Raw genomic sequence first — 13,270 nt, 5'->3', positions numbered from 1 at the left:
TACACTAGGGTACATTACAACATTTGGCTAATGTTTAATTAGGAATAATATAAAAAGTAAAAGTACTCATTCAGGCTTGCGCTTGATGAGAAACTTTAAATAAGCCAATAAACCGTCCCATTGTGTTTTCATAATAACACAAATATCGAAATAAAAATGAATTATACAATTTTTTGTCCAAATATATTTTACATATCAACAACAAAATACAAATTATATACACATATCAACAAACAACGTCTTCACATTCTGAGACAATAAAAAAACGGGTATAGTAAAACTATTCGTTTTACTATACCCGTTTTTAATCTAATCTTACTCACCTAGAACCAGAATCCTACTGAGAATATAGTATAAGTACTACCTGTCTCTGGAGAATACGTAAACTTAGCCTCTATAGGTCCTATCATACTCTGCATTCCATATCCTACTGCATACCCAGAATACTTCGCCTTAGTGAACCAGTCTGAACTTGAAAAAATCTTCTCTCCTGCATTCGCATAATTAGCAGTAAAATTAATATGGTGCTTCTTGAATATTTCATAATCAAAAGTAATACCTCCCATAATGAAAGAATCTCCTCCGATACCTAATAATTCATATCCGAAGAAAGGAATAACGTTATCTCGATCTGCAAATCCATATCCCCCTAAAGCATATCCAAATCCAAGACTTGGAGTAGTTCCTATCACAGTTCCTAACCTTGATTTGATATCTACTGCTAACTTATCTGTGATACGCGTAGCATATCCTATTTGTCCAGTTAGTGTCGAAAAGTTATCAAATTCATGTGGAACATAATTCTCATGTTCTGTTGAATAAAAATAGTTTTTATACTCTCCCTTAAATAAGAATCCTTTGCGTGGAAAATACTTATTGTCATAAGTATCCATCGTTACATTCGCAAACCCACCTAAATAGTGATTCCTATCAAACTTTGAGTTAGGTAAATTTAAAGTCTTACTTCTAATATCTAAGAATCTGTGTTCAAAACCTATATTCAACAAATACTTCTGCTGATAAAAAGTCTGGAAATATAACTTATTTTCTAAATCTGCATAATCTACCCCAAACATAGCAGGCGCATTCTCTATATTCATCTCTCCTCCACTAGTCCCAACTAACATGGTATAAGGCAGATCTCGACTAAACTGATTATATTTAGAAGAAACTCCTACACTCCAGTAGAATCCATTATCGACAAAATAATTGAAGTTATAACGAACATTATCTCCTAATGCTAAATCTAATGAAGCAACATCACTTTTCGTAAAAAGGTTCTTCTGAGTAACATTCACTAAAGCTGCTGCTTTATATAATCCATCATAGTGTACACCGAGTTTTAGATAACGATTAACAGGATTCTCCACTAATTCCATTTTCATCTTATCCTTATCGCCATCTTCTTCAAACTTGTAGGTCATGCTACTAAAGTTCTCAGTACCATTTAGCTGTGTGATACCATTTGCTAGTTGATCAAAAGAAATCTTACTATTAGGTTTAAACCCTAATTTACCATGTATATATCTACGAGTATACTTGTTTAACCCTTTAATATCAATACTAGTAATTGCTATTGAATCTGACTCTTTCGGAACATAATGATCTTTCACTACGTTCTTATCTCCTCCTAATAATTTTAAGTCTACAATAACCTTATTCGCCGCATTAACTCCTCTCTCAATAATAGGTTCTCCCTTATCAAATGACACCACAGTATAACCAACAATATCAGGCTTAATGTACACATCTGTTTTAGGAAGTTTATTCTTCATCTGATTAATCGTAGAGTAATTCGATATCTGTAATAACAAATCTGGAGCTCCTTCTATTTCTTCTATTGTTTTAAGGTCGTCTTGTACATCAACACCTATTACAATATCAGCCCCCATTTCTCGTAACTGATCGATAGGATAGTTATTCACAACTCCTCCATCTATTAAGTATTTTCCATCTATCTTCACTGGAGCAAATAATGAAGGGAACGCTCCACTAGCTAAAATAACCTGTGGTAAATATCCCTCTTTTAAAACAACTCCTTCTCCTGTCTCTAAATCAGTTGCAATACATAAAAACGGAATCTGTAACTCACTAAAATCTCTAACATGACGAACGTGAGCTAATAGCTTATTCATCAGGTTATAGTTATACATCCCTCTAGACAACGCTTTTGGAAATCCTATTCTAAACTTATCAAAGGGTAAAGTCAACGCATAAATCTCATCATTCTTTTTTTCATAAAACGATTTAGAGATACGAGGAATATAATCCTTTATCAAGGCCGATACATCAATACTATTAAAAATAGAGTCTAACTCTTTTGCAGTATATCCAGAAGCATATAATCCTCCTACGATGGCTCCCATACTAGTACCAGCGATATAATCTACTTTTACTCCCTCTTCTTCAAGTACCTTTAGCACTCCGATATGAGCTAATCCTTTAGCACCACCTCCACTCAGTACTAAACCTACTTTTGGTCTATCTTTCTCTCCCTCTGAAGCATAACTATTTGATGCTAAAAGGATAAAGCAAAATATTAGTAATATTATTCTATGCATCACTATGTTAATTTTTCCTCTAATTTACTTGAAAAAAATCAAATACAAGCTTCCCTTTTGACTTTCCTATTACTTTTTCTAAGTCTTCTAAGCTAGCTTCTTTGATTCTCTTTGTTGATTTAAAATGATTCATCAGTGTTGTTTTAGTTTTCTCTCCTACGCCACTGATTCCATCGAGCTCACTTGTAATAGCATTCTTACTGCGTTGGTTTCTATGAAATGTTAACCCAAATCGGTGTGCTTCATCTCTAAGATGTATGATCACCTTCATCGTCTCAGATCGCTTATCTAAATACAGAGGAACACTATCTCCTGGATAGAAGATTTCTTCTAATCGCTCTGCTAAACTGATAATAGCCACCTTTCCTCTGATGCCTAATCGCTCTAGACAGCTAACCGCAACACCTAACTGTCCCTTACCTCCATCTATCACGATAAGATCAGGTAATGGTTGCCCTTCCTCTATCACGCGCTTATAACGTCTATACACGATCTCTTCCATCGTATCATAGTCATTAGGCCCATCTACAGTCTTCACATTGAAGTGGCGATAATCTTTCTTACTAGGTTTTCCGTCTTTAAAGACAACACAAGCAGACACAGGATTAGTCCCTTGTATATTCGAGTTATCAAAACACTCTATATGACGTGGCTCTACATGCATACGCAAGTCCTTCTTCATCTGTGTCATAATACGATTCACATGACGCTCAGGATCCACTATCTTAATCTGTTTAAGCTGATCTATTCTATAATACTTAGCATTGCGCTCTGATAAGTCTAGTAATTTCTTCTTGTCCCCAAGCTTAGGTACAGTCACATGTATCCCTTCTTGCACCTCAACATCGAAAGGAACGATAATCTCTTTTGAATTCAAGTGAAAGCGCTCTCTTAATTCCGTAATCGCAAGCTCTAATAACTCTTCATCTGTCTCGTCTAATTTCTTCTTCAACTCCATCGTATGCGAACGAATAATCGCACCATAAGACACTTGTAAGAAATTCACATAAGCAGCTCCTTCATCTGAGATAATAGAGAACACATCTACATTGCTAATCTTAGAACTAACAATAGTAGACTTAGACTGATAATTCTCTAATAAGTCTATTTTATCCTTAACCTTTTGTGCTTCTTCAAACTCCATATTAGAAGCCAACTCCATCATATAATCCTTAAACTCCTTTAGACTATCTTTAAAATTCCCTTTCAAGATATCTCGGATAGCTCTGATCTTATTGTCGTATTGTTTATCACTCTCGCGCTCTTCACATGGCCCACCACAGTTGCCAATATGATACTCTAGACATACCTTATACTTCCCACTGCGCACATTACTAGTCGTCAAATCTAGATTACACGTACGCAACGGATATAATTCTTTAATCAAATCAATCAGCGTATGTACAGTCTTGATACTCGTATAAGGCCCGAAGTACTCTGATCCATCCTTCACCATACGACGTGTAGTAAACACTCTCGGAAAGGGTTCTTTCTTAATACATATCCACGGATAACTCTTATCGTCCTTTAGCAACACATTATAACGTGGTTGTAACTGCTTGATCAAGTTGTTTTCTAGCAGTAATGCATCTGTCTCAGTAGGCACAACGATATGCTTTATCGTCACAATCTTCTTCACCAACACATTGGTCTTGGCGTTATCATGTATTTTATTAAAGTACGAACTAACCCTTTTCTTTAAGTTTTTAGCCTTACCTACATACAGTATCTTATCATCCTTATCATAGTATTGATATACTCCTGGCTGATCTGGTAATGTCTGTATCTGTACTGCTAAAGAAGGTGAAACCTGCATAAGTAAATATTATACTCACAAAAATACTAAAACTATTTCCTTTGCTAAAAAAACTGTTCAGTTTATACAAGACGCTATGCTTCGTTGTCGCGGATTTGCAATCCGTGACGTGACAACACAAATTAAACAAACTTAATACTCCGCACGGATTACAAATCCGCGCGAACTGCTAAACTAAACGAACTACCTCACGCAATACTTATTGTCGTGGATTCGTTGTCGCGGATTTGCAATCCGTGACATTATAAACTATATAAACACCTCTACAATATCCAATTCATTTTCTAATCCATTATAGTTACGAGCAGAACTAAAATAATAATCCTCAGCTTTAACCACAATCTTTTCCTCCACAGGATTCTGATGTATATAATTAATCTTTTGTCTTATAAACTTATTTGAATATATCTCTTCAGCATGATACCCATCTTGCCATACTTTATACTGTTGGTTTCTTTTAAGATAAACACAACTCTGTTCAAAATATCCTAATAACCATTCGCGTCTACTCTCTAGCTCTTCATTTATCGTTTCAATAATTTTCTTACTTGTGAATTTTTTAAAATCACGCATTATTTCAGCAATTGTAAGTTTACCATTACTTCTACAAAACATATGTAGATGGCTATGCATTAAAACGTAAGCATAAATCTCTAATCCTTTATTCTTTTGACAGTATCTCAAAGCATCAATAATAACATATTTCTGACTTAAACGAGTGAACACATCTACCCATCCCACAGTAGTAATAGTTATAAAATAAGCTTTATCTAATTCAAGAGCTTTGTACTTCGTAGACATTATGGCACTATTTTTAAAATTAGAAATAACACCTAAAGTTAAACACTAGAAATAAAAAAGAATAATACTAATCAAAGCAATTTACATGGTTTATAATACTCCACACGGATTATAGATCCGCGCGAACTGTTAAACTAAACGAACTACCTCACGCAATACTTGTTGTTGTGGTGCGTTGTCGCGGATTTGCAATCCGTGGCATTACTTAAACACTATACTTAATACTCCGCACGGATTGCAAATCCACGCGAACTGCTAAACTAAACAAACTACCTCACACAGTACTCTTTGTTGCGGATTTGCAATCCGTGACATTATTTAAACAACATACTCCGCACGGATTACAAATCCGCGCGAACTGCTAGACTAAACGAACTACCTCACGCAATACTTGTTGTCGCGGATTTGCAATCCGTGACATTATTTAAACACTATACATACTCCGCACGGATTACAAATCCGCGCGAACTGCTAAACTAAACGAACTACCTCACGCAATACCTGTTGTCGTAGTGCGTTGTCGCGGATTTGCAATCCGTGACGTGACAACACAAATTAAACAAACTTATACTCCGCACGGATTGCAAATCCACGCGAACTGCTAAACTAAACGAACTACCTCACGCAGTACTCGTTGTCGCGGATTTACAATCCGTGACATTATAAACTATATAAACACCTCTACAATATCCAATTCGTTTTCTAATCCATTATAGTTACGAGCAGAACTAAAATAATAATCCTCAGCTTTAACCACAATCTTTTCCTCCACAGGATTCTGATGTATATAATTAATCTTTTGTCTTATAAACTTATTTGAATATATCTCTTCAGCATGATACCCATCTTGCCATACTTTATACTGTTGGTTTCTTTTGACATAAACACAACTTTGTTCAAAATATCCTAATAACCATTCGCGTCTACTCTCTGGCTCTTCATTTATCATTTCAATAATTTTCTTACTTGTGAATTTTTTAAAATCACGCATTATTTCAGCAATTGTAAGTTTACCATTACTTCTACAAAACATATGTAGATGACTATGCATTAAAACGCAAGCATAAATCTCTAATCCTTTATTCTTTTGACAGTATCTCAAAGCATCAAGAATAACATACTTCTGATTTAAACGAGTGAACACATCTACCCATCCCACAGTAGTAACAGTTATAAAATAAGCTTTATCTAATTCAAGAGTTTTGTACTTCCTAGACATGATGGCACTATTTTTAAAATTAGAAATAACACCTAAAGTTAAACACTAGAAATAAAAAAGAATAATACTAATCAAAGTAATTCACCCGGTTTATATTACTCCGCACGGATTGCAAATCCGCGCGAACTGCCAAACTAAACGAACTACTATACATACTACTCGTTGGCGCGGATTTGCAATCCGTGACATTATACTAACACTATACTACCATAAACCTCTTCACTACACTTAAATACTAGAGTACGACTACCTTGTATCTGTACAGATACCCTCCCCTTATGATAAACAAAGTTCACCTCCTTTAGATCAATACTCCCTTTTCCGAAATAGCGTCCTTTTCCGATATGATAAGTCATTCGCCTACTGCTCTTTGAGATAAAAAGAGTACCACATTCTTCACCACCTTTCAGGATAAGAAAAGAGACTGCTTCATCATTCACACTAGAGTGGATTAATTCATAACTACCGAATAAGTGACCGAGACCAAACACCATTATTATCTAATTTAAAACACATTAAATGTACTCATTTATCTCTTCACAAAACTCAATTATTCAAACATATAGCTCACGTTTTCATCGATTCGTTGTCGCTGACATGTCCTTCCCTATCATCCCGATATGCTCCCTAGTTGATAGGCTAGTGATAGGCTTATTTATAGCACTTATTAGCCGAGCACATGCCTATCATATGCCGACCACAAGCCGACCACCCCTAAAAAAGCACTAAAAACACCACTAGTAACGATTTGTCTCTTTCGATTAAAACACGAATGCGAAACTTTTAATATCTTCACAGTTCCAAAATTGTTAGAAAGATGACTATACTAGATGAAACAATACATCCTGGTGAAACCAAGACTTTAAACCTTGAAATCGCAAGATTACACACAGCTACTAAACTAAAAATACCCGTTATCGTATCTAGAGCTAGACTAGACGGTCCTACCGTATTACTCTCTGCTGGACTACACGGTGATGAGCTGAATGGGGTGGATATCGTACGTCAGATAGTACATCGTGGGATGAATGTCCCTAAGCGAGGTACGATTATTTGTATCCCTGTGATTAATATATTTGGGTTTATTAACCAATCTAGAGAGTTCCCAGATGGTAGAGATATGAATAGGGTATTCCCTGGTAGTAAGACTGGTTCACTAGCAGGGCGCTTTGCCCATTATCTCGTGAACTATATCTTGCCTCATGTAGATTATGCTATCGACTTTCACGCAGGAGGTGCAAGTAGATTTAACGCTCCTCAAATCAGAATCGCTCCAGAAAACCTAGAGTTAGAAGAGTTAGCGACTATCTTTCACCCACCTTTCCTATTGTACTCAGCACAGATAGCAGGTTCTTTTAGAAATGCGTGTGCTAAGAAAGGTATCAAAATGTTGTTATTCGAAGGAGGGAAGTCCTTAGATATTAACTCTGATGTATCTGAAATGGGAGTAGAAGGTACGAAGCGATTCTTACACTCTTTTGATATGCTGAAAGATGAGTTTAGCATCTGTCCTCCTAAAGAAGATATGACCATCATCACCAACTCTATTTGGGTACGTGCTAAGCGCTCTGGATTATTACACGATCAGGTAAAAATAGGTTCGTATGTAGAAAAAGGAGCTGTACTGGCAGAGGTATCTGACCCGTATGGAAAAGAAAACACAACAATCAAAGCACCGAATGCAGGCTATGTAATCAATGTAAATGATGCTCCTATAGTCTATCAAGGAGATGCAGTATTTCACATCTCAAAAACATTAAAAAAATGAATAAAGAAGAATTAAGATTAAAATATAAAGCCCTTCGCGATAACTTAGGCTTAGATAAAATAGATGATCTAAGTTTAGAAATCGCAAATCAAGCACTACAGTTACCGATCTGGGATAAGGTGAACTACCACCTGTTTCTAAGTATTCGAAATAAAAAGGAAATAGATACAGAATACCTACTGCAGATACTAGCGGGTAAGGATAAGAATACTATCTTATCTAAATCTGACTTTAAGGAGGGAACATTATCACATTACCTCTTGACGGACAACACTACGATTAAAGTCAATAGTTATGGTATTCCTGAACCTATAGACGGCATTCAAGTAAGCGAAAACCAGCTTGATGTAGTCTTCATTCCCTTATTAGCTTATGACAAACAAGGGAACAGAATAGGCTATGGCAAGGGATTCTACGATAGATTTTTAGCAGAATGCAAGCCCGATGTCGTTAAAGTAGGACTGAGTTTCTTCCCACCAGAAGACCATATCAGTGATGTGAGAGAAGGAGATATTCCTCTTGACTATTGCATCACACCTACAGAAGTATATCGATTTTAATACATATAAAACGAGGCAATATTAAGGTATTGTCTCGTTCTTTTTATAGATCTATTTGAATACAGACACCTTGCTATTAGCCTTCTATCAACAGTTAAAACTAAATTAGGATTAGTGAGTTAAGGAAAATATTTTTATGTTTATTAAAAATATTAACCAATGATCAAAAACACTATCACCTTACTTACACTTTCTCTTGTAAGTTTAGCATGGGGACAGCAATCACCTAAATTTGCTTCTACCCCATCACTAAGCCCTGATGGAAAGACTACTTACTTTAGCTATAATGGCGATATATGGCAAGCTCCAACATCTGGTGGAGAAGCTCTAAGAGTAACTGCCTTAGAAGGCAACGAGACTAACCCTCGCGTATCTCCTGATGGAAAATGGCTTGCATTCTCTTCTGACCAATACGGCAACAGAGATGTATTCTTAATGCCTCTAACAGGGGGACAAATCACACAACTTACTTACCACCAAGCTTCTGAAGATGTAGAGAGTTGGAGTTGGGATAGTAAGACAATTTACTTCACTTCTAATGCGAATAATAACTTTGGTTCTTATGCTATAGATATCAATGGTGGTACTCCTAAACCACTGTTCACAAACTACTTTAATAATACAAATGGATTAGTTGTTACTCCTGCTGGTGAGTACTTATTCACTAGTTCTATGGAGAGTGCTAGTCAGACTACTCGTAAGCGCTATAAAGGAGAGAACAACCCAGATATACTAGGTTATAATCCTACGACTAAGGCATTCAAATCTTATACAGATTATGAAGGAAAGGATTTTAACCCTACAGTAGATAAGAATGGGAAGATATACTTCATCTCAGACGAGAACAATGGCAACTATAACTTATACACCTTCGAGAATGGGAAGAAAGTAGCCTTGACGAACTTCGATACTTCTATCAAGAAACCTTATGTATCAGCTGATGGTAGCAAAGTCGTTTTTGAGAAAGATTATATGATTTATGTACTTGACACAGCTACTAAGTCTATAACACCCCTAGCTACTTCTGTAAACACGAATAAAGCTATCGAGAAAGAGCAGTCTTATACTGTAGAAGAAAATATGGAATACTTCGATGTGTCTCCTGATGCGAAGAAGATTGCATTCGTTAGTCGTGGGATATTATTCGTATCGGATATCGAAGGAAAATTCGTACAAGCGGTATCGGACGGTAAAGAACGTGTAATGGAAGTAAAATGGTTAAAGGACAACAAGACGCTACTATACAGTCAGACGTATAAAGGATACCAAAATTGGTTTAAAAGATCTGCTGATGGCAAGGGAACAGTTACTCAATTAACTTCTGATAATCGCAACAACAGAGACATTACTTTAAATAAAGAAATGACTAAAGCTGTATACCTAAGTGGTAGAGATGAAGTGAGATTATTAGACTTGACGACTTATACTTCTAAAGTAATAGTGAAAGACGAAATATGGGCATTCCAAAACTCTAAGCCTTCTTTCTCTCCTAATGGGGAGTATGTGTTATTCACTGCTAAGCGCAATTTCGAAGAGGACATCTTTGTTCATCATATCGCAAAGAATGAGACAATTAACTTAACGAATACAGGTGTAGCAGAGTCTAGCCCTTACTGGTCTCCTAGTGGTAAGTATATCTACTTTATGAGTGACAGACTTAATCCTTCTTATCCTCTAGGAATGCAAAATCCTAGTATCTACCGATTCTCTGTAGATTGGCAGACAGACGCATTTAAATCTGATCAGTTTGACAAACTATTCGTAGAAAAGAAAGAAGAGGATACAAAAGATACTAAGAAAAAGGACAAAAAGAAAAAACAAGAAGATACCCCAAAAGTGAAATCTATTAAGATAAACACAGAGGGACTGCTTGATCGTATAGAGCAGGTAAGTGACCGTTTTGGTAATCAATATAATCCTATCGTATTCGCTGATGATAAAAAAGAGGTAGTGTTCTATAACACGAATCAAGAAAACGGAAAGGGCAATTTATACAAAACAGTTTACGAAGACTTCGAAGACAATAAAAGTGAAAAAGTATTCGATAAACGCGCGAATCAATTACTTCAACGTGACAAAAAAGTATATGCACTAATCAGTGGTAACATCTATAGCTTTGAGTTAAGCAAAGGAAAGCCTGAGCAGATTAAAATCAAACACAGCTTTACTAAAAATTTAGCAGATGAGTTTAACCAAATGTATTATGAGACATGGGCTGGTGTAGAGGAGAATTTCTATGACGAAACTTTCCACGGTATAGATTGGAATAATATGAAAGAGCAATTCGCTCAATATCTACCTGATGTTAATAGTAGAAATGACCTGCGTATCTTACTGAACGATATGTTAGGAGAATTAGGTTCTTCTCATTTAGGGTTTAATTCTTCTGGAAGTGAAGAAAAGACAAAACTAAGCTACAGATCTTATGAGACTGGTATCGTATTCAATACGGATAAGCCTTATCAAGTAGAGCGCATCGTACGTAAATCTCCTGCTTATGCTACAGACATAGACATTAAACCTGGGGATGTATTAACCAAAGTGAATGGGCATAAAGTAGATGAGAAAGCGAATAGAGATACTTATTTCACCTTCGCTAATAGTCAAGAAGAAATAAGCCTAACATTCAATAGAGGAGGAAAAGAGATTAATACAAAGCTGCACCCTATCTCTTTTGGAAACATGAAGTCACTACTGTATGACGAATGGATTTATACGAATAAAAAACGTGTGAACAAGCTAAGTGATAATCGTATCGCATATACGTATATGAAGAATATGACTTCACCTGAGTTAGACAGATTCTTACTAGATATGGTAGAACAAGAGGCTAACAAAGAAGGTGTAATCTTAGACTTGCGTTATAATACAGGAGGGAATGTACATGATAAGGTACTGAATTTCTTATCACAAAGACCCTATCTACAATGGAAGTATAGAGAAGGTAAACTAACAGTACAGAGTAACTTCACCCCTAGTGGTAAGCCAATAGTATTGCTTATCAATGAATCATCTCTGAGCGATGCCGAGATGACTGCTGCAGGGTTTAAAGCCTTAAAACTAGGAAAAATCATAGGTCAAGAGACGTATAGATGGATTATCTTCACTTCTGGTAAGAGCTTAGTAGACGGCTCATCGTATAGATTACCATCATGGGGTACTTATACACTGGATGGGCAGAACTTAGAAAAAACAGGTGTTGCACCTGATATCTATGTTAAAAACACATTCGTAGATAGATTAAATGACAATGATCCTCAACTAGAGAGAGCTGTTCAAGAAATCTTGAAAGACATTAAATAATACAGTAAAGGCTTCCCTCAGGAAGCCTTTATACTTTTATAACTTAGTCCATAGCACACCCACCTACTCTACGAGACACTTAGAGATTGATTTAAACAACGAATGGTCTACATCTAACCCAATCTCTACATATAAAAAAAGGCTCCCTAAAAGAGAGCCATATTGTTAGTTTTTAAAAACTTTTTTACTAAATACGATTAAGATACCTACTCCTACTGATATAGCTACATCCGCAATATTAAAAATAGCATTGAAGAAAGTAAAGTAGTTTCCTCCCCAGATAGGTAACCACTCAGGTAGATATCCTTTCCAGATAGGGAAATAGAACATATCTACTACCTTACCGTGAAACCAACTACCATAAGGCTGATCTGAGAACATCGTTGCTATCTGCCCAGGTGTACTCTCATTAAAGATAACTCCGTAGAATATAGAGTCAATAATATTACCTAATGCTCCTGCCATAATTAAAGCAATAGCTACGATAAGATAATTAGAAGCTTTCTTCTTGAAAGAATCATTTAACCACCATGCAATACCACATACAGCCACTATTCTGAATAATGTCAAAGCAAGTTTACCATAATCTCCTGGTAACTCTACCCCCCAGGCCATACCCTCATTCTCTATAAAATGAATGCGAAACCAATCAAAAACGACTATCTCATCATTTAATAAAAAATTAGTTTTAATATATATCTTCAATAGCTGATCTAGTATCAATACTATCAAAACAAGTAGGTAAGCTCTCTTTAACGACATTTTTCTTTATTTACAAGGAACAAATGTAGTTATTTTATCACATAAAAAAAACGCTCCTAATGGAGCGTTTTTAAATTTATTAAAGATTAACGTTGCAGATTCTTTGCCTCGATACTCATAGTAGCATGTGGAACTAATTTCAATCTTTCTTTATCGATTAGTTTCCCTGTTACTTTACATATACCGTAAGTCTTGTTTTCAATACGGATTAATGCATTTTTTAAATCACGAATAAACTTCTCTTGACGTATTGCTAACTGAGCATTCGCTTCTTTAGACATTGTTTCGCTTCCTTCTTCAAACGCTTTGAATGTAGGTGATGTATCATCTGTACCATTATTCAAATCATTCATATAGGCGCTTTTAATTAATTCTAAATCTGCTTGAGCTTTCTCAATCTTAGCCGATATTAACACCTTAAATTCAGCTAAATCTGCATCAGAATAACGTACAATTTCACCTACTTCTTTCATAATTTTA

The 13,270-nt window shown here is 35.8% G+C and carries 10 protein-coding genes; 3 read left to right on the top strand and 7 right to left on the bottom strand.

Going from position 1 to position 13,270, the window contains the following annotated elements; genetic code table 11:
- Positions 1 to 323 precede the first annotated feature (323 nt).
- From MYRA21_RS06565 to MYRA21_RS06545, 5 genes are all read right to left on the bottom strand, one after another.
- A complete protein-coding gene (locus tag MYRA21_RS06565) occupies positions 324 to 2,561 on the bottom strand; it encodes a patatin-like phospholipase family protein (protein ID WP_006257755.1) in 2,238 nt (745 codons plus the stop codon).
- A 19-nt stretch (positions 2,562 to 2,580) separates the two neighbouring features.
- Positions 2,581 to 4,377, bottom strand: a complete 1,797-nt coding sequence (gene uvrC / locus MYRA21_RS06560; protein ID WP_006257756.1) for an excinuclease ABC subunit UvrC — start codon at positions 4,375 to 4,377, stop codon at positions 2,581 to 2,583.
- A 249-nt stretch (positions 4,378 to 4,626) separates the two neighbouring features.
- Positions 4,627 to 5,178 (bottom strand): transposase, encoded by a 552-nt coding sequence (locus MYRA21_RS06555; RefSeq protein ID WP_039328738.1) that lies wholly within the window; start codon positions 5,176 to 5,178, stop codon positions 4,627 to 4,629.
- A 667-nt stretch (positions 5,179 to 5,845) separates the two neighbouring features.
- Positions 5,846 to 6,397, bottom strand: a complete 552-nt coding sequence (locus MYRA21_RS06550; protein WP_039328736.1) for a transposase — start codon at positions 6,395 to 6,397, stop codon at positions 5,846 to 5,848.
- 188 nt (positions 6,398 to 6,585) lie between these two features.
- A complete protein-coding gene (locus tag MYRA21_RS06545) occupies positions 6,586 to 6,891 on the bottom strand; it encodes a hypothetical protein (protein WP_006257759.1) in 306 nt (101 codons plus the stop codon).
- Positions 6,892 to 7,214: 323 nt separating this feature from the next.
- Between MYRA21_RS06545 and MYRA21_RS06540 the strand changes: the two genes are divergently transcribed.
- The 3 genes from MYRA21_RS06540 (at position 7,215) to MYRA21_RS06530 (ending at position 12,028) form a co-directional block, all read left to right on the top strand.
- Entirely contained in the window at positions 7,215 to 8,165 is a 951-nt protein-coding gene (locus MYRA21_RS06540) for a succinylglutamate desuccinylase/aspartoacylase family protein (protein WP_006257760.1), read from the top strand.
- The gene (locus tag MYRA21_RS06535; protein WP_006257762.1) at positions 8,162 to 8,725 is read left to right on the top strand and encodes a 5-formyltetrahydrofolate cyclo-ligase; all 564 of its coding nucleotides are present in this window, start codon (positions 8,162 to 8,164) and stop codon (positions 8,723 to 8,725) included. The genes MYRA21_RS06540 and MYRA21_RS06535 overlap by 4 nt, the downstream gene beginning before the upstream one ends.
- 159 nt (positions 8,726 to 8,884) lie before the next feature.
- The gene (locus MYRA21_RS06530; protein ID WP_006257763.1) at positions 8,885 to 12,028 is read left to right on the top strand and encodes a S41 family peptidase; all 3,144 of its coding nucleotides are present in this window, start codon (positions 8,885 to 8,887) and stop codon (positions 12,026 to 12,028) included.
- Positions 12,029 to 12,193: 165 nt separating this feature from the next.
- Here MYRA21_RS06530 and MYRA21_RS06525 read toward each other — a convergent pair whose 3' ends face one another.
- Positions 12,194 to 12,790 (bottom strand): lipoprotein signal peptidase, encoded by a 597-nt coding sequence (locus MYRA21_RS06525; protein WP_006257764.1) that lies wholly within the window; start codon positions 12,788 to 12,790, stop codon positions 12,194 to 12,196.
- An 86-nt stretch (positions 12,791 to 12,876) separates the two neighbouring features.
- Positions 12,877 to 13,263, bottom strand: a complete 387-nt coding sequence (locus MYRA21_RS06520) for a TraR/DksA C4-type zinc finger protein (protein ID WP_006257765.1) — start codon at positions 13,261 to 13,263, stop codon at positions 12,877 to 12,879.
- Positions 13,264 to 13,270: the final 7 nt, after the last annotated feature.

Origin of the sequence: Myroides sp. A21 (assembly GCF_000807225.1) — a bacterium.
Lineage (GTDB): Bacteria > Bacteroidota > Bacteroidia > Flavobacteriales > Flavobacteriaceae > Flavobacterium > Flavobacterium odoratimimum.
This window is presented reverse-complemented; position numbering and strand designations above follow the sequence as displayed.